This is a genomic window from Lysinibacillus sp. RU7 (assembly GCF_057837305.1).
In genome coordinates this window covers 59,498-82,598 of sequence record NZ_JBYQFK010000001.1, presented here as the reverse complement: position 1 = coordinate 82,598, position 23,101 = coordinate 59,498, and the positions used below count along the sequence as shown (strand labels likewise).

General features: G+C 38.0%; 19 protein-coding genes and 1 pseudogene. All 20 read right to left on the bottom strand.

The genetic code is table 11. The annotated features are described in order from the left end of the window. Positions 1–88: 88 nt before the first annotated feature. A complete protein-coding gene (locus AC3II9_RS00355; protein WP_391366715.1) occupies positions 89–391 on the bottom strand; it encodes a rhodanese-like domain-containing protein in 303 nt (100 codons plus the stop codon). A gap of 76 nt (positions 392–467) precedes the next feature. After that, on the bottom strand, positions 468–689 hold the full coding sequence (hfq, locus tag AC3II9_RS00350; protein ID WP_489152509.1) for an RNA chaperone Hfq: 222 nt from the start codon (positions 687–689) through the stop codon (positions 468–470). 84 nt (positions 690–773) lie between these two features. Beyond that, positions 774–1,673 carry a tRNA (adenosine(37)-N6)-dimethylallyltransferase MiaA gene (gene miaA / locus AC3II9_RS00345; protein ID WP_489152507.1) on the bottom strand — a complete coding sequence of 300 codons (900 nt, stop codon included), beginning with the start codon at positions 1,671–1,673 and terminating at the stop codon, positions 774–776. Further along, positions 1,657–2,583 (bottom strand): alpha/beta fold hydrolase, encoded by a 927-nt coding sequence (locus AC3II9_RS00340; RefSeq protein WP_489152505.1) that lies wholly within the window; start codon positions 2,581–2,583, stop codon positions 1,657–1,659. The genes miaA and AC3II9_RS00340 overlap by 17 nt, the downstream gene beginning before the upstream one ends. Positions 2,584–2,600: 17 nt before the next feature. Then, positions 2,601–4,451: a DNA mismatch repair endonuclease MutL gene (mutL, locus tag AC3II9_RS00335; protein WP_489152504.1), complete on the bottom strand. Its 1,851-nt coding sequence runs from the start codon at positions 4,449–4,451 to the stop codon at positions 2,601–2,603. Between the two features lie 12 nt (positions 4,452–4,463). After that, entirely contained in the window at positions 4,464–7,046 is a 2,583-nt protein-coding gene (mutS, locus tag AC3II9_RS00330) for a DNA mismatch repair protein MutS (RefSeq protein ID WP_489152502.1), read from the bottom strand. Positions 7,047–7,132: 86 nt separating this feature from the next. Next, the gene (gene cotE, locus AC3II9_RS00325; RefSeq protein WP_391366705.1) at positions 7,133–7,690 is read right to left on the bottom strand and encodes an outer spore coat protein CotE; all 558 of its coding nucleotides are present in this window, start codon (positions 7,688–7,690) and stop codon (positions 7,133–7,135) included. A gap of 139 nt (positions 7,691–7,829) precedes the next feature. Continuing rightward, positions 7,830–8,264, bottom strand: a complete 435-nt coding sequence (locus tag AC3II9_RS00320; RefSeq protein ID WP_391366597.1) for a YlbF/YmcA family competence regulator — start codon at positions 8,262–8,264, stop codon at positions 7,830–7,832. Beyond that, positions 8,264–9,799: a tRNA (N6-isopentenyl adenosine(37)-C2)-methylthiotransferase MiaB gene (gene miaB, locus AC3II9_RS00315; protein WP_489152500.1), complete on the bottom strand. Its 1,536-nt coding sequence runs from the start codon at positions 9,797–9,799 to the stop codon at positions 8,264–8,266. The genes AC3II9_RS00320 and miaB overlap by 1 nt, the downstream gene beginning before the upstream one ends. Positions 9,800–9,871: 72 nt before the next feature. Further along, positions 9,872–10,216, bottom strand: coding sequence for a hypothetical protein (locus AC3II9_RS00310; RefSeq protein ID WP_489152498.1), 345 nt, complete (start codon positions 10,214–10,216; stop codon positions 9,872–9,874). 89 nt (positions 10,217–10,305) lie between these two features. Next, positions 10,306–11,253, bottom strand: a complete 948-nt coding sequence (locus tag AC3II9_RS00305; RefSeq protein ID WP_489152496.1) for a nuclease-related domain-containing protein — start codon at positions 11,251–11,253, stop codon at positions 10,306–10,308. An 82-nt stretch (positions 11,254–11,335) separates the two neighbouring features. Further along, positions 11,336–12,787: a methyl-accepting chemotaxis protein gene (locus AC3II9_RS00300; protein ID WP_489152495.1), complete on the bottom strand. Its 1,452-nt coding sequence runs from the start codon at positions 12,785–12,787 to the stop codon at positions 11,336–11,338. Positions 12,788–12,903: 116 nt separating this feature from the next. Next, positions 12,904–13,770 (bottom strand): 2-oxoacid:ferredoxin oxidoreductase subunit beta, encoded by an 867-nt coding sequence (locus AC3II9_RS00295; RefSeq protein ID WP_489152494.1) that lies wholly within the window; start codon positions 13,768–13,770, stop codon positions 12,904–12,906. After that, positions 13,771–15,501 carry a 2-oxoacid:acceptor oxidoreductase subunit alpha gene (locus AC3II9_RS00290; protein ID WP_489152493.1) on the bottom strand — a complete coding sequence of 577 codons (1,731 nt, stop codon included), beginning with the start codon at positions 15,499–15,501 and terminating at the stop codon, positions 13,771–13,773. Positions 15,502–15,754: 253 nt separating this feature from the next. Then, positions 15,755–16,021 (bottom strand): stage V sporulation protein S, encoded by a 267-nt coding sequence (locus tag AC3II9_RS00285; RefSeq protein WP_391366585.1) that lies wholly within the window; start codon positions 16,019–16,021, stop codon positions 15,755–15,757. Between the two features lie 337 nt (positions 16,022–16,358). Further along, positions 16,359–17,141, bottom strand: a pseudogene (gene tagH / locus AC3II9_RS00280) (teichoic acids export ABC transporter ATP-binding subunit TagH); the annotation flags it as partial. 11 nt (positions 17,142–17,152) lie between these two features. After that, positions 17,153–17,956, bottom strand: a complete 804-nt coding sequence (locus AC3II9_RS00275; protein WP_489152491.1) for an ABC transporter permease — start codon at positions 17,954–17,956, stop codon at positions 17,153–17,155. Then, positions 17,953–19,230 (bottom strand): nucleotide sugar dehydrogenase, encoded by a 1,278-nt coding sequence (locus tag AC3II9_RS00270; protein ID WP_489152489.1) that lies wholly within the window; start codon positions 19,228–19,230, stop codon positions 17,953–17,955. Before AC3II9_RS00270 ends, AC3II9_RS00275 begins: the two co-directional genes overlap by 4 nt. Before the next feature lie 13 nt (positions 19,231–19,243). Then, positions 19,244–21,445 (bottom strand): DUF6270 domain-containing protein, encoded by a 2,202-nt coding sequence (locus AC3II9_RS00265; protein ID WP_489152487.1) that lies wholly within the window; start codon positions 21,443–21,445, stop codon positions 19,244–19,246. 14 nt (positions 21,446–21,459) lie between these two features. Continuing rightward, positions 21,460–23,082 (bottom strand): glycosyltransferase, encoded by a 1,623-nt coding sequence (locus AC3II9_RS00260; RefSeq protein ID WP_489152485.1) that lies wholly within the window; start codon positions 23,080–23,082, stop codon positions 21,460–21,462. Positions 23,083–23,101: the final 19 nt, after the last annotated feature.

The window sequence follows — 23,101 nt, the reverse complement described above, 5'->3', positions numbered from 1 at the left end:
GGAAATCCTTTTTGTTTTGTAGGCAGGATTTATCAGCGAATCCCTCAATCATAAAAAGCGCAACGGATGCTCCGCTACGCCCTCATGATTATTTAAATTCCAATTCTCCGTCGTATGCTAGCATGCCGCCTTCTAAGTTTGTCACATCGAAGCCTTGCTCAGCTAAATATTCGCACGCATTGGCACTGCGTACGCCGCCTTTACATACAACAATATACGCTTTTGATTGATCTAATTCGGCTGTGCGTGCTGGAACCTCGCCAAGCGGAATATTGATGGCACCTGGAATCATCCCGTGCTCTACTTCAAAATCTTCACGTACATCGATAATGTGTAAATCTTCATTTGCATCTAGTAAATTTAATAGTTCATCTGTTGTCATTGATTTCATGACGATAGCTCCCCTCAATCAGCATTCCTTGTTATTATAAGGGAAATGCCTAGCAGTTGCTAGTAGTTCACATCTATTATTCATCGTTTAATGTTACCTGTTTTCCAGGGACAAATGTTGAAATGGCATGTTTATAAATTAAATGTTGCTTTCCTTCTGCTTCTAGTAACACCGTAAAATTATCGTACGATTTCACTAATCCTTTCAGCTGGAAACCATTTAATAGGAATACCGTTACAAAAACATTGTTTTTTCTTAAATGATTTAAAAATGTGTCTTGTAAGTTAATCGATTTCACGAGAGCGCCTCCTGATACTTTATATTTCTATAGATATGACTATTCTCCACTAAAATCAATATTCCTTCCATTTTATTGAATAAATTAGAAAAAACTTTTAATTTCATCGAAATCATTTGAAACCCACTGTACATCCATTTTATTTCGGAAGTACGTCAGTTGACGTTTAGCATAGCGTCTAGAATTTTGCTTAATTTGCTCAATGGCTTCCTCTAACGTACAAAGCCCGTCAAAATGAGCAAATAATTCTTTATACCCAATGGCTTTGACAGCTTGTGTATCACGAATCCCCGCATCATATAGCGCCCTTGCTTCTGCTAGTAGCCCCTTTTCCATCATGACATCCACACGCCTATTAATACGTTCATACAATTTCTCACGGTCCATATCCAAGCCCAAAATGAGATGATGATATAATGGGATATCCCCGCGCTGATGTTCTTCATTTGCCTTTGATGTATCGCTTAGCTCTACCATTTCTAGCGCTCGAATGACGCGGCGAGTATTATTTGGATGAATTGTTTGTGCCGTCTGTGGATCAAGGGCAGCAAGACGCGCATGCATCGCTTCTGGCCCTATTTTTTCAAGCTCGGTATAGTATGCTTTTCTTGCTTCCTCATTCACTTCTTCTTTTGTAAACTGGAAATCATACAAGACAGACTGCACATATAAACCCGTGCCACCGACAATGATGGGCATCTTGCCACGTGCTTGTATTTCGCCAATTTTCGCTCGTACAAGCTGTTGATACTCCGCGACGGAAAAATTGTCTGTCGGTTCTTTTATATCGAGTAAATGATGCGGAACACCTTGCATTTCTTGTTGTGTAATTTTAGCTGTCCCGATATCAAGCCCTCGGTATACTTGCATCGAATCTCCATTAATCACTTCTCCGTCCAACCATTTCGCCAATTGAATGCTTAATGCTGTCTTACCGGATGCAGTAGGACCAATAATAGCCACTACGTCATAGTCTTTGCTCATGTTTTAACCACCGTTTGATTACTTCGTATACTTGTTCTTTATTTGTTTCGTTTAAAATTTCATGGCGCATCCCTTCAAATAAATAGACACACACATTTTCGAGTCCTGCTTCTGTCAATTGTTCTGCTACTTTAAACACTCCGGCACCATAATCACCCACCGGGTCCTCACTACCGCTAATAAGCAGGACCGGTAAATCATGTCTGATACGGGCTATTTCTTCTTTTTTACTAATTAGCCTAATCCCATATGTGACATCCGCAAAAAATTGATGTGTGCCAATAAACCCACATTTCGGATCATCGATATATTTTTGTACTTCTTGCGGATCACGACTAAGCCAATCAAACACCGTATTTGGATTTAGTACCGATTTATTAAAGCTACCGAAACTCAAGTCATTCATCAGCTCACTCGCTATATCTTTCCCCTTTGTCTGAGCAAGAATAGTAGCTAAACGATTCCCGATTTCATGTAACCGAGTCCCTGCACCTGTCCCACATAAAATCAGCGCTTTAATGGTCGTGCTAAAAAGTTGCACATACCGACGGGCAATAAAGGACCCCATCGAGTGGCCGAATAAAATCATCGGTGGGAGTTCACGATTTTTACGGATGTATTGGGTCACTTCAAAGACATCTCGCACAACCCGGTCAAACCCTTTATGCTCCGCAAAAAAACCAAGCTTGCCGTTTCGATCACTCGTTTGGCCGTGCCCACGATGGTCGTGCATCGACACAAAATACCCCATATTGGCTAATTGCTTTGCATACGTATCGTATCGCCCGCAATGTTCCGCCATCCCATGCAAAATATGAATATGCCCGCGAAGGAAGTTTGTTGGCTCATAGCAAGCAACAAATACTTCTTGTCCATCACTCATCTTTAAAAATTGTTCTACCTTTTCCAACCCAATCCCCCCTCCTATTACATGACACGTTTAAACATTTTTTCTACTTCATACGTCGAAAAATGCACAAGTACAGGGCGACCGTGCGGACATGTAAATGGATTATGTGCCGCGCGCAAATCATCCAGTAAGCGAACCATTTGCTCCTTCGTTAAATAATAATTCGCTTTAATCGACTTTTTACAACTCATCATAATCGCCGCTTCTTCACGTAGCTTTTTCACATCCGCTTTTTTCGTCGTGAGCACTTGCTCAATTAACTCTTCGATAATCTCTTGCTCAAATCCTTTCGGGAACCACGTCGGATATTCCCGCACAACGAATGAACCGTGCCCAAACTCTTCTAAAAATACACCTACTTGTTCAAGTGCTTCCCTATGCTCTTTTAAAATCAGTGCCTCATCCGCTGCATAATGGAAGGTTAACGGTAACAGTAACGCTTGTCGTTCATTTGGATTCACATCGCCCACTTTTTCGCGGAAATATTCGTATTTAATCCGTTCCTGAGCCGCATGCTGGTCGATTAAATAAAATCCATCCTCCATTTGCGCGACGATGTATGTTCCATGAATTTGTCCAACGACTTCAAGCTGTGGGAACGGCTCTTTGCGTTCTTCTTGATCAGTCAGTACGTTTGGTGCAACGACTTCTTTTTCTACCCCTGAGACAGTTTCTACTATTTCAACAGGCTCTTCTACTATTAATGGCTGCTCCGAAATCGGTGATTCAAATGTAGATTCCCGCACTACAGGCTGTTGTTCATTTAGCCGGCTCACAATATGGTCCATCTTTTGTGTGTTCAGTGATGGCTGTTTCCATAAATTCATTTGCTCTGACGGAAGCTTTGTAGGCTTTTCCTTCTTCTCTACTTGTGGCACACGAATCGTCTGACGAATCGCCGCACGCACCGTGTCTTCAATGAGACTGAGCAATTCAGGCTCTTTACTTAACCGGACTTGATGCTTCGCCGGATGGACGTTGACATCGGTTAACTGTGGGTCCCCTTCAATATAAAGGACAGCAATCGGATAGCGCTCAATCGGTAAATACGTATGGTACGCATCGACAATCGCCTTTTGCACAAGATAATGCTTGACCCAGCGACCGTTTACAAATATGGACAGATAGTTTTTAGAAGCACGTGTTACTTCAGGTAGTGTTGCATAGCCATACACTTTATAGTCATTTGAGCTTCCTTCAAAGGCGAGCATTTTTTTTGCATTGTGTACCCCGTAAATCGCTGCTAGCACTTGTTGCACATTGCCGCGCCCATTTGTATGCAGCAGGGTTTGACCGTTATGCACAAGCTTAAATGAAATCGTTGGATAGCCGAGTGCTAAACGATTGATTAAATCGATCGTGTGTCCTAGTTCGGTTTGAATCGTTTTTAAATACTTTAGACGTGCGGGTGTATTATAAAAAAGCTGCGCTACTGTCATATCTGTTCCTTTTCGAAACGCAGTGGGTTTTTGCTCTTTTACATGTCCCCCTTCTAAATACACTTCAACGCCACTATTTGTACCATCTGATGTTTTTAACGTCACTTTCGAGACAGACGCAATCGATGCTAATGCCTCCCCGCGGAACCCCAGTGTACGGATACGAAACAAATCTTGCTCTTTTTCGATTTTGGATGTAGCATGGCGAGCAAATGACTTGAGCGCATCGTCTTCATCCATTCCACTTCCATTATCGACAACTTGAATGCTCATCAGACCTGCTTCTTCTAAAAACACTTCAATGGAGGTACTGCCTGCATCAATTGCATTTTCAACCAATTCTTTCACAACAGAGGCGGGGCGCTCAACTACTTCACCGGCTGCAATTTTATTGGATAAAAATTCATCCATTATTTGAATATGGCCCATGCGCTCACCCCCTTACTTTCCGTTCACTAGTTTTTGTTGCAGTTCATACAGTAAATTCATTGCCTGCATTGGCGTCGTGCCCATGACATTGCATTTTGACAGCGCCTCTAATACTTCTTTTTCCTGTGGCGACATCTCTTCCATTGGTGCAAATAATGACAACTGTAACTCTTCTGTTGGCTCAGGTTGTACAACCATTTCAATAGCCGTTCCTTGTGTGACGGGCTTGTCTTGTGCTTCAAATTGCGCGAGTAAAATCCGTGCACGGTCAATAATGGAAGCGGGCATTTCCGCAAGCTCTGCTACATGCACTCCATAGCTTTTATCTGCTGCTCCTGCTTTTACTTTATGCAAAAACACGACACGTCCATTTTGCTCCGTTGCGGATACATGCACATTTACTAAGCGAGCTAGCTGCTGTTCTAAATCGGTTAATTCATGATAGTGTGTTGAAAATAAAGTATTCGCCCCAATTTCCGTATGAATATACTCCATCATTGCCTGCGCTAAACTCATCCCGTCATACGTTGACGTACCACGGCCAATTTCATCGAATAGCAGTAAGCTGTTTTTAGTCGCATGTGTAATCGCATGCTGTGATTCCATCATTTCGACCATAAATGTCGATTGTCCTGCTGCTAAATCATCTGCTGCACCGATGCGTGTAAAAATTTGATCAGTAATCGGTAAACTAGCTTCTACCGCCGGTACGTAGCATCCCATTTGCGCAAGAATGACAATTAGGGCAACTTGGCGCATATACGTACTTTTCCCGGACATATTTGGCCCTGTAATGAGCATCATATTTTTCTCTTCGGTTAATACACAATCATTTGGTACATACATTTGCTTACCAAGCATTTTTTCCACAACAGGGTGACGTCCATCCATAATTTTCAGCGCACGTCCCTCATGGAATGTTGGTTTTGTAAAGCGATATTTTTCCGTCACAACAGCAAAACTCATATAAACATCCAGCTCACTAATTGCCGCCGCTAACGCTTGTACGCGCGGAATATACACTTTTAGCTCTTCACGTAGCGCTACAAATAAATCATATTCAAGTGCTAAGCTTTGTTCCTCTGCGTTTAAAATAAGTGCTTCTTTTTCTTTTAATTCTTCTGTAATGTAGCGCTCTGCATTCGCCAGTGTTTGTTTCCGTTCATAGCGCGTTAAATCTGCTTTCCCGATATGCGATTTTGTAATTTCGATATAATAGCCAAATACGCGATTGTAGCCGATTTTCAAGTTATTAATGCCCGTTAATTGACGTTCTTTTTGCTCTAACTGCATAATCCAATCTTTCCCGTTACGAGAGGCATAACGAAGCTCATCCAACTTTTCATTGTAGCCATCACGAATGACATCGCCTTCTTTAATCGTAATGGGTGGGTGATCTGTAATACTGTGAGCAAGTAGCGCTTCAATATCCTCACATGTATCAAGTGACTCCCCTAAACGTACCAATGTGTCCTTCCCGCTTTCAAGCAGCTGCGCTTTAATCGCTGGTACTTGACGAAGCGATTCACGAAGCTGGGCTAAATCACGTCCCCCTACATTGCCAAACGCAACACGACCGGCTAAACGCTCTAAGTCATACACTTGCTTTAGTAGCTCACGCAGTTCGCCGCGCACGAAAAATTCCTCTAGTAAATCTGTCACAATGGCAAGACGCGCTTCAATCGCACTACGCGAAGCAAGTGGTTGATGTAGCCATTGTTTTAATTTGCGCCCCCCCATTGCTGTCACAGTTTCATCTAGTAACCAAAGGAGCGTCCCCTTTTGATCGCCACCTCGAATCGATTGGATCAGCTCTAAATTGCGTTTAGAGTTCGTATCAATGCGTAAATATTGTTGCATTTCCGTAAAGGTAAATGCTTGTAAATGCGAGAGGGAACGCATTTGTGTTCGTTCAATATATTGTAGTAAACGACATGCAGCAGGCTTTAACGCTGGAGGTAAATGTTCAATGTAACTATTCGCTTTCTGTCCATCCATTTCTCCTTGCTCAAGCGATAAAACAATGCCTGTTGCTTCCGCCATTTCTACCATTTCAAGCTGCATTTCTTGTGTGACGATGACCTCCCGAATATTGAAGCTTTGCAGTTGCTGAATACACTCTTTCGCACCGCCTTCTACGATTTGCGCGTTTGCTTCACCTGTGGAAATATCTAAATAAACAAAAGCGATTTCATTATTCGGTAGTTGCTCGGCAGCTGCTAAAAAGTGGTTTGTTTTACTATCGATTGATTTGCCGTCCATAATCGTACCCGGCGTAATAAGCTGTACAACTTCGCGCTTTACAACGCCTTTTGCTTGCTTCGGGTCTTCTGTTTGCTCACACACTGCCACTTTATACCCTTTTGACACAAGTGTTTCAATATAGTTTTTGGCAGAATGATGCGGCACGCCACACATCGGAATACGCTCTTTGCCGCCCGCGTCGCGACTCGTTAACGTAATTTCAAGAATTTGCGATGCACGAACAGCATCGTCAAAAAACATTTCATAAAAGTCACCTAATCGGAAAAATAGAAAGGCATCCTTGTAATCTTCTTTTATTAATAAATATTGTTGCATCATCGGAGTATACATACATCTAACCTCTTTACTTTCTTTAGTACTCTTCATTATAACAATTAAAGAGCCTTCCCAAAAGTGTTTGAGAAGACTCCTTTCAATTAGTGAAATGATGATGATTCAAGCCCAGGGCCGCTACTTGAGCTAGAGCTTGAACTGCTTGAACTTGAAGAAGTACTTTCATCTCCAAATGCCCATTCTTCTTCAAAATCAAGTGAATGAACATGCACACAAACTGTCGTCTCACCGATTACTTCCACTAAAAATTCACGTTCTACTAACACTTTAATCTTTTCTCCACATGGCGTAATGACCGCTTCAATACAGTTTGGTTGCTGTAGGACACGTACATGCACATCATTCGAATCGCCAACTTGATTATCACGGTAATGTAGCTTTATGCGGTCACGATAAGGCACCGTTTCTGTATATACGGCTGTTTTAGAGTGATTGTTAAATGCATACCAAATATTCACATCGAATTTTCCGGATACATCAACATAATTTCCAACTTTCTTCGCTTGATATTGATGGTTGATGACCCAGCAGCCTAGTATATTAGTCGGTGTATTCGGTGGCTTTAATAGCTCCTCTTGTTCTGTTCGCTTTTTACCCTTTGCAATGACCGCTTTCGTCACGATTTGACGTAGCTTTTTCACCGACACCTCTCCCTTCCTGATTCTCGCCTTATCATATGCGGCTGGTGCCTAATATGTTCACATTAGAAAAAAACACACCTCGACCAAAATTAGTCAAAATGTGTTTTGATTATTTCATATTAGAACGATGAAGTTTAGATTAAGAACAGCTGCCAGGTACGCTATTACGTACTTTCGAGCCTGTTTCACCACGAAGTAAATCGCCGTCAGTTGATTCAATAATTTCGTTTGTCACGTTATTAGCAATCGCGTTTGATACAAGTTGTAGTAGCTCATTTACTTCAACTTGAGATTGCTTAAATTGTTGCACAACTGGAATTCCGTCGATTTCCTCTTCGATTGCTTCGATTTTGCCTTCAATCATTTTTAGCGCTTTTTCTTTTCCTAAGTGCTGAAAGTTAACAGCTTGCTTTTGTAATGTTTTTAATGAAGCAATTTTTTCACGTACTTTTTGGTTTTCGTTAATTTGCTCTTCTGCTTTTTTGAAAAATTCCACTTCTTCTGTGTTCGCAATCATATGTGCGATTTCTTTTGCTTTTTCAACAATCTCATCTTTTGTATAGATTTTTGTCATTAAATTTGCACCTCTTCTTGTTTTACCACTTCTACAAATTCACCACGTAATGAATAGGCAGCTGCAGAAGTAATTTTTACTTTTACTAGTTGGCCAACTAAGTCTTTATCGCCAGCAAAGTTCACTAATTTATTGCGACGTGTATAGCCAGCTAATACGTCATCGCGTTTTTTACTGCTGCCTTCTACTAATACTTCGACAATTTGGTCTTCGTACTTTTTCAATGCAGCCGCTGAAAGCTCTTCTACAACCGCATTTAAGCGTTGCAGACGCTCTTTTTTCACCTCTTGCGGTACATTATCGACCATTTTCGCAGCCGGTGTGCCTTCACGTGGTGAGTAAATATATGTGAACGCCATTTCAAAGCCGACTTCACGGTACAGATCAATCGTTTCTTGGAATTGCTCTTCCGTTTCGTTCGGATATCCAACAATAATATCCGTTGTCAACGCCACATCTGGCATCGCTGCTTTAATTTTGCGTACTAACTCTAGGAAGTGTTCGCGTGTATATTTACGCGCCATAATTTTTAAAATATCATTAGAACCCGATTGTACTGGTAAATGAATATGCTCTACTAAATTACCTTTTTTCGCTAACACTTCGATTAAGTAATCATCAAAATCGCGCGGGTGAGATGTGGTAAAACGAATACGCGGGATATCAATTTTACGTAACTCGTCCATTAAATCCCCTAGACGGTATTCAGTATCTGCGAAATCTTTACCATAAGCATTTACGTTTTGACCTAACAGCATAATTTCTTTATACCCTTGTGCCGCTAGCTCACGTACTTCTTGAATGATTTCTTCTGGACGACGAGAACGCTCTTTACCACGTGTGTACGGTACGATACAGTACGTACAGAATTTATCACAGCCGTACATAATATTGACCCACGCTTTAATAGAGCCAAGGCGTTTCTTTGGAAGGTTCTCAATAACGTCTCCTTCTTTAGACCACACTTCGACAACCATTTCTTTTGAAAGGTAAGCTTCTTTTAAAATATGTGGGAGGCGGTGAATATTGTGCGTACCGAATACCATATCTACGTGCTGATAAGTTGTTAAAATTTTATTAACAACCGATTCTTCTTGCGACATACAGCCACAAACCCCGATGAGCATTTCAGGGTTTTGACGCTTGTATTTCATAAGGAAACCAAGCTCGCCAAATACTTTATTTTCTGCATTTTCACGGATGGCACAAGTGTTTAGTAAGACAACGTCTGCTTCTTCGATTAACTCTGTCGGTTGGTAGCCAAGTTGCATAAAGATTCCAGCCATTACTTCCGTATCATGCTCGTTCATTTGACAGCCGTACGTACGGATATAAAATTTACGTCCTTGCCCCATACCTAAAAATTCTTCATCAATGGAGAAATCTTTATGATAGTTTACTTCTTCTTTTCCACGTTTTTTTGCATCTTTAAGTGATGGCGCTGTAAATACGCGCTCGAAATATTTACTATAATCTTTTTCTTCTTTTTTTGGTTGATTTACTTGCTGACTAGCTAGTCGTTGTTCTTCGTTCATCGACTGTGTTAGCTCCTTTCATTCAAATACCCATTTGCTTATTATAACGAAAGACTGCACGTTCCGACAAGCTTAGCGCGTGAATTGTTTATAGCCTTCTAGGTCATTTGTACGTAAAATTGTAAGAAATGTGACACTTAATTTCACAACCTGTCCCCAGTTCATATTATATTTCGCTTCAAACTTAAATTTTGGCAAATGGATGACATCTTTAAATAGTTGTTGCGGCTCTATTTGCTGCTGTTCAAGGTACGATAAAAAGGCTAAAAATAATTTATGATCCTCCACTTGCAAATCTTTATCTTGAATGAGTTGATCTAATCGCTCATCTAATGAGTACGCTTTCTGGAAATAGTGTCGTATCATCTGCTCATCTTTTTCATTTTTATGCTGAAGAAAATTAATAATATTCGTCATCATTCATACCTCTTTTATATATGGCGACTTAGGTTTCGCCAAACTTGGAAGAAGTTTCGCCACTTTTCATAAAAGTCTCGCCAAATATTTTAAAAGTTTCGCCAAACATCTTTTGGAATCAAATACTTCCTTGCACAAGTACGCCCCTCATAGTAAAATCCCGCTCTTTTTAATATTTTATTAGCTATATCTATACTTTCAATGAGGAAAAAATCGCGCAGTTCCTTATTTGTTATCCATTCACTGCGGAGTAATCGATAGTCATGCAAGCCTTGATATAAAGCATTTTTAGACACTACACCACAACTACAAATAAATTTGCCGCGCCGATAGTACATAATGGACCCACATGTACAAATGGCACCGGGATTCACTTTCAAATCTACAAATGGGGGTTGCCACATACGTGGTTTATAACGTGCTAGCAGTTCCTCTTTTACTAAACATAGCATACTTTCCGATAATTGCGCAGGATAAGTCCTCAACCAATCTACTAATTTAAATCGCAAGCCCGCCAGCTTAAAAATAGGAAAGCGAGTAGGCATCTCTTCCAAAATAGATGAAGTGCTTGTAAAAATAATTGCTGTTAAAACCGGAAGCGCTATCCCGACTTCACAAAGTAGCTGCTTTAAAAATGCCTGATGTCGAGATACTTGTGCGAATGGGTCAGGTAGTGCCAGCAATTCCCCGTGAAGTTCTCTTATAAATTGATTGGTCCTCTCATCGTACCTCACACGTCCGCCGATATTTTTCAATTCTACAATCAATACAAAATGCTTCGTCAGTAAAATTGTATCCATCTGATGTGAAAATCCTTGACGATTTTCTGTTTCATAGCCATGTAACAAAAAATGGGGTATTTCTAATTGTAAATCCAACCAAAACTGATCTGCTCTTCCCTCTCCTTCAAATCCAATTTCCCCAATACGTACATTTTCCAACAATAAGTTTTTTTGTTGAACATTTAACATTCCTCGCCGAAGCAATGCTTCACTCACGACGATTTTTGACGGTTTTTCTCGGAATAAACAAATCAAAAAAATCCCCTCCTTTACGCACATTTTGAAAGGAAGGGATTCATAAAACAATCGTTTGCTGTAAAATTTAATTTTGAGCACTTTATACTGAAAAACGATTCACGGCATGTGATAGTGCGCGCACATTTTTCGTAATGGATACACTTTGGCGGTGAATCGCTTCGGTCGCTGTTAACTGGGCATTTACTTCTGACGCGATTTGTGACACGCGAGATGCATTTTCATCTGTCTTATGTGTTAACTGTTGGGATGCTTCTGCCACACCTTCTGTATACGTATGGACGGACTGTACGACTTCTACGACTTCTACTAGTTCAGGCTTTAGTTCATTAATATGTTCTGAGATCACCATAAATTTAGAAGCGAGCTGACCTGTCACAGCATTTCCATCATGAGCAGCACGCGTTGCTTTTTGCATTTGTGTCACCGCAATGCCACTTTGTTGCTGGATTGTATGCACTAATTCCGTGACGACCTTTGTTGCTTCAAGTGAGCGAGTTGCTAGTTTTTTGACTTCACTTGCCACAACGGCAAATCCTTTTCCATGCTCACCCGCACGTGCCGCTTCAATCGATGCATTTAACGCTAGTAAATTAGTTTGGGCGGCAATCCCTTCAATCAGTTCGATTGCTTGGTGGATATCTTGAGACTGCTGATTCAGCAGTTGCATCACTTGCATCGCTTCATCCATCATCCGTTCGATTTCCTGAACAGATGTGACATTTTCACTCACTAACTCACTGCCAAGCATCGCTTCCGCATATGTCTGTTCAATACTGATCTGCGCCTTGCCTAGCTGTGTTTGAATTTGCGCCATATAGTTTGACACTTGCTTGACCGCCTCACTATTATCGATTAACTGTGCAGCTGTTTCACTCGCAATACGCGCTAACTGCTTCGTTTCTGTTGTAATATGGATCGCTGAAGCCGTTGTTTGTTGTGAAGACTTCTCGAGTTGCTCATTCGATACAGCTACTGAATCTGTACTGCTACGTACTACCTTCACTAGCTCCTGTAAATCATGCATCATCTCATTGTAATAGCGCATGACTTCCCCTAGTTCATCTCGCCCATCATATGTAGCAAAATGCGTTAAATCACCCGTTTGTGTATACTTGAGAAGTGTTTTTAACTCACCTGTAGGTCTTTGTACGGCATTTCTCGCCCCAATAGCAAAGTACAGCACAAGTAACACCATGACCCCACAAATGGTAAAGATTAACCAATAACCACGCTCAATATCGAGCTTGTAGCTTGTAAGCTGTGCCTCTGCTCTTTCTAAAATATACGCCTCCACTTCCGCTTGCGGGGCTTCATTCTTTGCATAAAATTCCATTTTCGAATCAAACGGAATAATCGGTTCATCATGGTATAAAGCATTTAATGATTGTAACTTTTCCTCATACATCGCTTCCGTGCCGTCCGCCATTTTTCGTAAATAATCGATACTAAAAATCGCCAATAAAATATTCGAAACAATACAGACAATCATAAGCATTGTAAGCCGGTCATTTACCTTAATATATTTTCGCAAAAGAAAAGCCCCCTTTATTTGCTAATGTTAGCATAGCCTTACAATATAAAGAGGATGCAAACGAATTGTAAAGTCCATGTAAAAAACCGTCCCACATACACGTGAGACGGCATTTTTTACATAAATTCTTTTACAAGTTGATCAAATTGATCTTCTGATAAAGAAATATCAATATCTGTTAGTGGTAGCTCTGCATAGCCCTCCACTTTTTCTTGGTATGACTTTGTTTCTGTATCGTGGTAAATAATACCTGTTACTAATCCTTCGTGTCGCATTACAGTTTGCATTGCTTGCTCACGGTTGGAAGCGTCGTAACCTTCGATATTAGAAAGCTTCGTTAAATGCTCCTTAAACCAATCGTATGTGTTTACCTTATTGTATGTTACACATGGAGAGAATACGTTGATAAATGAGAAGCCTTTATGATTTAAACCTGCTTCGATTAATGCTGTTAATTCTTTAATATCCGTAGAGAAGCCTTGTGCAACAAATGTCGCACCGGCAGTTAACGCTACTTCTAATGGCTTTAACGATGGCTCAATTGCCCCTCCTGGTGTTGATTTCGTTACGAAACCAGCAGCAGAACGTGGAGATGTTTGCCCTTTTGTTAAACCATAAATTTGGTTATCCATGACAATGTATGTGATATCGATATTACGACGAATGGCATGAATTGTATGCCCCATCCCAATTGCGAACCCATCACCGTCACCACCAGAAGCAATGACTTTTAAATCACGATTAGCCATCTTTAGCCCTTGTGCAATTGGTAACGCACGACCGTGAATCCCGTGGAAACCATATGAGTTAATATAACCTGAAATACGACCTGAACAACCAATACCAGAAATCACGGCTAATTCATGCGGCTCATAGCCTACACTTGCTGCTGCACGCTGAATCGCAGCTTGTACAGAGAAGTCTCCACAGCCTGGGCACCAGTTTGGTTTTACACTATTACGAAAATCTTTAAATGTAGCCATTTAGATCTCCTCCTTCACAAGATTTGTTAATTCGCGTGGCAAGAATGGCGTACCATCATATTTTAAGACGTTACGGATTTTGCTGTGTCCACCAATGGACATTTTCATAATATTTGTCAGTTGACCTGTTGCGTTATTTTCTACAACGATGACCTTTTTCGCTTTATTCACTAATTCGCTCATTTCCTCAGCTGGGAATGGGAACACTAAACGCACTTGTGCATGGTTTGTTTTAATTCCTTCTGCATTTAAGGCGTCTTGTACTTCCTCTAATGCACCGCGCGTTGAGTTAAAGCCAACGAGTAACACATCTGCTTCATCATGTGGTGCATTCACATGTACTGGATTGTCAAAGCGTAAGTGTTGTAGCTTACGGAAACGTTTATCCATTTGTGTACGACGGTTGCCTGGTGCTTCAGATGGCTTCCCTTGCTCATCATGCTCTACACCTGTTACGTGGTGAATACCACCTTGAGCTCCCGGTAATACACGAGGGGAAATGCCGTCTTCTGTATTTTCATAACGCTTGAAATAATCTTTTGACTCTGCATCTTCAGGCGTCACTAATTTACCACGACGGATTTCAATTTTACTATAGTCAAACGGCTCAACCGATTGTTTCCCAAGTGCTAATTGTAAATCTGTTAACACAATCACTGGTAATTGTAATTCTTCCGCAATATTGAATGCTTGGATTGTATCGTAAAACGCTTCTTCCATTGTCGAAGGGGCGATAACGACTTTTGGAATTTCACCGTGCGTACCGTAAATCATCGCCATTAAGTCCGACTGCTCTTGCTTTGTCGGTAGCCCTGTTGATGGACCACCACGCTGTGTATCGAAAATGACAAGCGGCTGCTCTGTCATCCCGGATAAACCGATTGCTTCCATCATTAGTGACAAACCAGGACCCGCTGATGCTGTAAATGAACGCACCCCACCATAGTTGGCACCGATCGCCATTGTTGCGGCTGCAATCTCATCTTCTGTTTGAATCACTGCACCACCAACTAACGGAAGCTTTTTAATCATGTATTCCATAATTTCAGAAGCTGGCGTAATTGGATATGCGGCCATAAAGCGCGCACCTGCTGCTAAAGCACCAAGCGCAACGGCATCATTTCCAATCATAAACATGCGGCGTTTTCCATCTGCTGGCGCAAGTGCCCAAGCACCGACTTTATCACCGATTTGCTCAGCAATTGCTGCACGCCCACGCTCAATCGCTTCCATATTTTTCGCTACTACTTCTTCCCCTTTACGACCGAAAATATCGATGACAACGTTTTGGAAGACCGCTTCATCTAAATTCATAAGCGCTGCTGTTGCACCAATTGCCACCATGTTTTTCATTAATGACGTCCCTAGCTCAGCAGCAATATCCGTAAACGGTACTGCGTAAAGTGGTGCTTTTGATTCTTCAGGATTTTTCGGGTCAAATTTTGCATCTGCTAAAATAATACTTGATGCCGTTAACTCTTTATAGTTTACGTCGATTGTTTCTTGATCGAACGCCACTAAAATATCTAAATCGTCCGCGATGAAGCGCACTTCCTCAGGACGTACTGTAATCTTATTATTCGTATGGCCACCTTTAATACGAGAAGAGAAATGACGATAGCCGTATAAATGATATCCTAAACGGTTCATTGCCGTTGCAAAGATTTCACCTGTACTTTCGATCCCTTCACCTTGTTGCCCACCGACTTTCCATGAAAGCTGATGTAACATTTCAACATCTCCTTAAAAACAAAATTATATATGATTTTCCTTCATAAGTTTAACACGAACAAGTAGGCTGTACTATTGAAAATATTATATTCTACAAAAATTCAGACCTAAGGCCGAGGTAGTGTAGAATACCTTTCATTATGTGAAAAATAGAGCATATGTAAACAATGTTTTTCATCATGAAAATACCGTCTTTTAACGATGATTTTGAGCAAATAAAAAAAACCAGCTACAAGAGCTGGTTACATTAATTTTATCGAGTTCGTTTTTCAACAACTAATTTTAATGCCGTGCGATCCTCACCCGCAATTGTAATATCCGCAAATGCTGGTGCACAAATTAAATCTGTTCCACTTGGAGCAACAAACCCCCTTGCAATCGCAACCGCTTTCACAGCTTGATTCAATGCACCTGCGCCAACTGCTTGCATTTCAACATAACCTTGCTCTCGAATAACAGCGACTAATGCTCCTGCAACCGAATTTGGATTAGAGCGAGACGATACTTTTAATGAATCCACATTTATTCCTCCCCAATTAGCTGATATACGGCTAACAAAATTGTTGTCCGATAGCACATTGTATGCGGAGGAAAATTAAAATAGACATATGTAGCACTTAAAAAAAATGTAGAAATTTGCGTAAAAATAAGCACCGAATAGCACGCCTAAAGAAAAGAAGGCCACTACTTGATGCTTACTTATACATCTCATACTAAAGCTACGCGTTCCACAACATTAAAAATGCCGTAATACATGCCATAAGATACACCGAAAACAAAACAATATATTCAATAGACTGTTTCCAGCCCATGATCTTTACTTGTTTCTTTTCATTATGTGGCTCTAGCAATATGTACTGTTTTTCTAAATTTTCTTTCTTAGAGAGTTTTTTTTCTATATCCGATAAAGCATTGAAGTCCTTTACATACTTAGCATAGTCATCTAATACTTCATTCACTTCGCCAAACCTTTTTAGCTCTCCATACTCCAACCACAATACTTTATCACAAAACTGTCTTACTTGAGCTTCCGCATGACTAATAAAAAAAATGGTCTTTCCCTTCGCTTTGAAGTCATTCATTTTATCTATGCACTTTTGATAAAATGTTTTATCCCCTACAGATAATGCTTCATCTACAATCAATATATCTGGATTTGTATGAATTGAAATGGCAAACCCTAACCTTGACTTCATACCACTTGAGTAATTTTTTACAGGCTGATGAATAAAATCTCCGATATCAGCAAACTCAATTATATGAGGCAATAAACCTTCAATTTCCTGATGCGTTAGACCATGCATTAAACACTTCATTTTAATATTATCAATCCCACTTAATTGATTATTTAAGCCAACAGAAATGGCTATTAATGAAGGTTCCCCATTAATTGTTATTTCCCCTGAAGACGGCGGAATGATTTGAGCAATCAGATTAGAAATAGTTGATTTCCCTGCTCCATTTAATCCGACAACACCTATCACTTCCCCTTCAAAAACTTCAAAGGAAACATTTCTTACTGCATGAAATTGTTTTGTTGATTTTCGATTCAAAAGGAATAATTCTTTTAATTTATCAGACTGTTTACTATACATCTTATAAGATTTACTTACATTATTAAAAACTACTTTCGGTCTCAAATTGAAACCCCCTACATTAAATCAACGAATTGATTTCTAAATTTCATGTGTAAACGACTAGCTACTATTAAAATAAATAATGTTACACTCCAAAAATATAGCGTATATGTCACGTCTTCGAAAAACCATGTATGACCAACAATTGATTCTCTAATACCATCAATTAAATAATAGAAAGGATTTAATTTTAAAATAGCTAATAATGTTGGATTCAATTTATCCATACTCCAAAAAACAGGTAACAGAAACATCATAAATCGAACGATAGACTGCACTAATAACTGAATATCTCTTACGATAATAGATAAAGTCGACGTAAGTAAGCTAAAGGCATAGATCAGCACGACCATACAGAGTAAATAATAAGGTAGCTGCACTATATATACCCCTGAAAATGCATCGTTTAGCAGTACTAACACAATCACAAAAATCATCATGACGACAAAAGGTACGACATTATTAATCATAATAATCGAAGGCAATACACTCACTGGAAATCTCATTTTTGATACCATGCTAATTTTACTAGAAATACTTTTAGTACCTTGATTTAACGTTGGGGCTATATATAACCAAGGAATGAGCCCTGTCATTAACCAAAGGAAAAAAGGAACATCTCCAACTGGAGATCCCCCTCTAATTCCGATTCCAAATACAAACCAGTATACACTTATTTGCATTAAAGGATTCAAAAATTGCCATAGCCCACCTAAATAGTGCGAACGATATTTACTTTTCATTTCATTTACACTTAATCGAAATATAAGATTAAGGTTATGAACTTGTTCTTTTAAAACTGTCGCTACAGCCGTCATGAAGTTACAGTTTCCTTCTTCAGGGCCGCAAATAAGTTTCCGTAGTTTACATATTCAATACCCTCTTCAACTGATTTCACAATATTTTTCGTATCAAAGATTAATTTTTCATTCATACTAGCTAACTCATCATTGGTGAATTGTTTGAATTCATGATGGTCAGTTAATATTAAAACTAAATCTGACTGATTGACAGCTGTCGCTAAATCTTGTTCCACCCATGACTGATTCACGTGTGGGTCATATGCACGTACCTCAAACTTACCTTCTGCACGAAGCATGTTATAAATATCCATAGCCGGACTTTCACGAGTATCATCTACGTTCCCTTTATACGTTAAACCAAACACCGTCACTACTTTACCATCACGTTTTTTCATTAACTCATTTACTTGATTCACCACATACTCAGGCATCGATACATTGATTTGGCGTGCTAAGTGAATTAATTTCGCTGTTTCTGGCGCTTTCGCTACGATGAAGTATGGATCGACTGCTAAACAGTGGCCTCCAACGCCTGGGCCTGGTGTATGTAAATTTACACGTGGGTGCTTATTTGCCATCTCAATTACTTCTAACGCATTAATTTCCAGCTCATTACATACTTTCGCCAATTCATTTGCAAGCGCAATATTCACATCACGGAATGTATTTTCCATTAGCTTAGACATTTCTGCTGTTTTAGCATTTGTTTTAATAATTCCCCCTTGAACAAACGTACTATATACACGAGCACCCGCTTCTGTACAAGCTGGTGTAATACCACCAACAATACGGTTGTTATAAACTAATTCATGTAGAATTTGACCTGGTAATACACGCTCAGGACAGTGTACTAAATAAATATCCTCCCCTACGACAAAACCAGCAGCTTCAACAAGCGGCTTCACATAGTCATCCATGCTCCGTGGACCAATTGTTGATTCAACGATAATAACATTTCCTTTTTCAACAAGTGGTAATACACGTTTCACACCATCTAAAACAAACGTTAAATCACATGATTTATATGGATCATCGTTGTTTGGTGTTGGTACAGAAATAATAAAAGCATCTGCTTTTTCTGGCTCCATTGATGCTTTAAATTTATTTTTTGCAAGAACTTCTTCCAGTGCCTCTTGAAGTCCTGGCTCCTCGATATGAATTTGCCCATTATTTAAAGAGTCAATGACCGATTGTTTAATGTCCACTCCCACTACATCCACATCATGTTTCGCAAACATAATGGACGTTGGTAATCCGATATAGCCTAGGCCGATTGTACATAGTTTCATATTATCCTCCGTATTAATAATTAATAGTCACTTCAAAACTCGCTTTATTATTTTTGTCTTTTAAAAATATAGTACATTTATACTCATCTTTTTCTGTCAATTGATAAGTATATTTATTATCTAATGAATACCATTTTTTCTCTAGAATCTCTTTACTATTAGAAAGGTAGTATGCCACTGTTAATCCTTTATTTAACTGCGGCAGTTTAACTGTTAGTAAACCTTCATTTATTGAAACTTCAACTTCCTTCTTAAGCTCATCAACGTTTTTTGATAATATACTATCTACATTTATATCTTTTGATGTTGACTGTATAGTATACGTCTTCGATATAGCATTTTTAAACTCATCTCTAATAAATACCATTAAAGTATACTCATCTGACTCCGTAGGCTCGAAGAAAATCTTATTTATACTGTCATATTTCTTCACAAAAATTTTCTCACCATTTTTGTAAATATATGCAGCATATTCATAGTCTCCACTCTGCTTATAATAAATATCAATAGCATTTTTTATATTATCTTTGAAAATATATTCATCAGAACTATTTACTTTAATATCCATAAATTTTGGTTCTAATTTATAGAACGATTTATTCCCTTTTGCATAACTCAGCCATCTACTTTGCACTTTTTCAAACATCTTATTCTGTTCAATAATGGAAAAAGCACTTAGCAATTTAATGTGTGTTAAATGATAACCATAATGATATTTAGCTGGGTTTCCAGTAATTGTAACATGAGACAAATCATACGATGATACATTTCCTAAATCATACATTGTTATCAAATGTTCAAGTGTGGAAACCCCTTCTTTATATAACTCATATGGTTTAGATTTTTTAGTTAAATAATAAAGATCATATAAACCTAGTAAAGCGAACATAAAACCATTCAAAATGTGAGTCGGTATTTCTGTTGGATATTCTTCATAAAAAGTAAATTGATTAAATAACTTTCTACGCACACCACCCTCTGTTACATCTTTTTCAAAAAGAGTTATTGCTTTGAAGGCTGCCTCTATATACTTGTCATCATTTGACAACTTATATGCGCGACATAAATTAGAGATTGCAAATCCTTGAGCAAGAGCAGAAACCCATGGTTTTCTACAAACGCCTGATTCTTTCACTTCATAATAATAATCAAATAAAGCTGGCCAACTTCCCTCTGGTGTTTGAGAGTCTACAAGATACTCACAAATCGAAAAGAAATCTTTTAAGTACTTGTCATTTTCAGTTACATAATATTTAGAAACTAATTCTAATCCGTAAATACTAATGGTTATCGGGTAATACTGATATCCATATTGCCCGTTACTACCCACCTTTAACATAGGTATACCTTTATCATCAAACTTTAGATCTTTGGAATTTTCCACATTACTTGTTGTACCCAAATCTAAATATGTTTTTTCTGTGTCATAAGAATATAGAATATTCACTTGTCCCATTTTTGTATTCTCTACATAATAGTTGGCTGACCAAATACCTTCAATATCACTTAATTTTTTTATAAAGTCGAGGTAATACTTTTTTTCGAAATGATAAGGTGCAAGCCCCCAATTATGTTTTTCATCAGCTAAATATTCATTTTTTGTCATATCAATAATATGTAAACTCGGATATTCCCTTTCGATAAATGAATAGTATTTTTGTAACATATCATTTTTTAATTGAATTTCCTTAGTCTCTTTAAAGTATTGAATATTATTAAATTTATCAAGATAAGTTGACTGCCATTTAGTTTTATGAAAAATAACTTTCGACTTATCATAAATAGTAAATAACTTTTCAAAAAAAGCTTTTGTCTTTTCATACCATAATTCCGTTACTTCATTACTTAAACGATTTAGCTCTATAATCTCTTCGTTATTATCTAAAAAACCTGAGTTTACCATCTCATTTGATTTTGTAAAATACGCATTACCTAACTGAATTAAATTAAACCTCTCATCTATTAAATCAATTATCAATAATCCCAGCTGCGAGGAGTCCTTAATTTTTTTAAAAAATTCGTTATTTAAATCCGCTAAAACACATGCTTTTTGGAAATTAGATTTTAAATTGATTTCACTTTCTCTAATATTTAATGGTTCAGACATTAAACTAATAAACGAAGTTCTAGCAAAATAATGATTCAATTTAAAGTTATTCTTAACAATTTCAAATGCATCTCTTGTAACACAGCTACCCATAATAGTTATATTCATGAACCCCATCCTTGCTATGAAGTAATTACATCTAATTCCTGCTTTATTACAATATTTTTACCACACTGATTTGCCATTCGGAGTGCCGCATTTTGCGATTTTTTAATGAATTTTTCAGGGTTTAAATATAGATCTTCTACTGCATTGACCATATCTATATAATTTTCTTTTCTTGCTAAATAGCCGCATTCTTCATCTACGAATTCGGGAATTGCTGTTACACCATTTGTTATTGGGATTAAGCCACTAGACATTGCTTCACACATAGAAACTCCTTGAGAATCAAGTCTAGTCGGACACATGAATATACCATGTTCCTTATGAAGTTTAGCAATCTCATTTTGGGATAAAAAGTAATTGTGAATTTTAACATTTTTAAATTTTCTAATTGGTTCTAATGTCGAATTAAATAATGGTCCCTCTCCAAATAAATTAAATTCTAATTCATCAAAATAAGGTTTTTTTGATAATTCTAAAATAGATTTTACTGTTAAATCATTAGCATATTTCCTAGAGGCATATGGACGAATGCTTAAAATCTTTTTTCTTTGTTCCATGTCTTTTTCAATATAATTAAACAGAGATTCATCAATAACATTATGAATAATTTCATAATTAGTAATAACTGTATTTGTATCATTTTCTGCTACTGCTTCTTTAAACCATTTTGATACAAAAATGAATTTAACATCTAATGTTTTCGATTGATAAAGTGTGCGCATAAAGTCAACAACTTTTCTATTCTTTTCAATATTCTGTAATACACTCGATAATTGAGACGAGCTACCACTAAAATTAAACCAACGTCGATACCATTTCTCTGTTTCAACACCATGGATCCAAATAATAATTGGAATATTGATACCACTTTTTTCAATTGCTTCAATCATTTCTTGATTAACAAAGTGAATTAAAATCTTTTTGTATTTTTTCGTTTTTAGTAAATTAATAAGTTGTTCTTCCCCACCATTAATTACCAATGAACCTTCGAATTTATATAAACTAAGATTTTTTTCAGAAGATGTAAATCTAAAAATATCCATAGGCACTTGAGATGATTCATAAAGCTGTGCACGACGATGAACAAACATATTTCTATACAGGTTATTTTTTTCCGGATATACGTTAGAAATTATTAAATAATCCCCTACACTATTTTCATTGATAATATTTTCTGATAATAGTGCGTTGCTCACATTGAATATTTTAAATTTAAGACATGTAATATTTGCCTCCCCTTCTCCAGAAATTCTAAGTGCAAATTGTAATTTTGAGATATTTTTAGGTAATTGGAGATTCTTATAAAAATCTAAACTTATCGTTTCATTTAAAATTTTTGAACCTTTGTCATTATAACCAATAACACTCAAGTGTATTTGTAAACTACCTTCAACTGTTCCTTCTAAAACTATCTGACATGTTGATAGAGACTTGACCTGCTCCATCCAAATGTCCTCAGTTTCATCATTATTATAATAAGCGTAAATATGTGAGGCATTTTCATTATTTTTTTTTGCTTTAACTTTAAGCTCTGTTCCATTATTAGACATGGAGACTATATAATTTTCATTTGAATAATCTTTATTCCATCCGTCACTTAATAAATTTTTTTCATCTGCAACATATGTTGTTTTCACCAATACTTACTCCTTTAAG

Coding starts and splice junctions, on each gene's coding strand:
- AC3II9_RS00275 (WP_489152491.1), bottom strand. CDS start 17,956: ATGACGGCTGTAGCGACAGTTTTAAAAGAACAAGTTCATAACCTTAAT.
- AC3II9_RS00320 (WP_391366597.1), bottom strand. CDS start 8,264: ATGACAAAAATCTATACAAAAGATGAGATTGTTGAAAAAGCAAAAGAA.
- AC3II9_RS00290 (WP_489152493.1), bottom strand. CDS start 15,501: ATGTTACATCAGCTTTCATGGAAAGTCGGTGGGCAACAAGGTGAAGGG.
- AC3II9_RS00295 (WP_489152494.1), bottom strand. CDS start 13,770: ATGGCTACATTTAAAGATTTTCGTAATAGTGTAAAACCAAACTGGTGC.
- AC3II9_RS00270 (WP_489152489.1), bottom strand. CDS start 19,230: ATGAAACTATGTACAATCGGCCTAGGCTATATCGGATTACCAACGTCC.
- miaA (WP_489152507.1), bottom strand. CDS start 1,673: ATGAGCAAAGACTATGACGTAGTGGCTATTATTGGTCCTACTGCATCC.
- mutL (WP_489152504.1), bottom strand. CDS start 4,451: ATGGGCCATATTCAAATAATGGATGAATTTTTATCCAATAAAATTGCA.
- mutS (WP_489152502.1), bottom strand. CDS start 7,046: ATGTATACTCCGATGATGCAACAATATTTATTAATAAAAGAAGATTAC.
- miaB (WP_489152500.1), bottom strand. CDS start 9,799: ATGAACGAAGAACAACGACTAGCTAGTCAGCAAGTAAATCAACCAAAA.
- AC3II9_RS00355 (WP_391366715.1), bottom strand. CDS start 391: ATGAAATCAATGACAACAGATGAACTATTAAATTTACTAGATGCAAAT.
- AC3II9_RS00310 (WP_489152498.1), bottom strand. CDS start 10,216: ATGACGAATATTATTAATTTTCTTCAGCATAAAAATGAAAAAGATGAG.
- AC3II9_RS00265 (WP_489152487.1), bottom strand. CDS start 21,445: ATGAATATAACTATTATGGGTAGCTGTGTTACAAGAGATGCATTTGAA.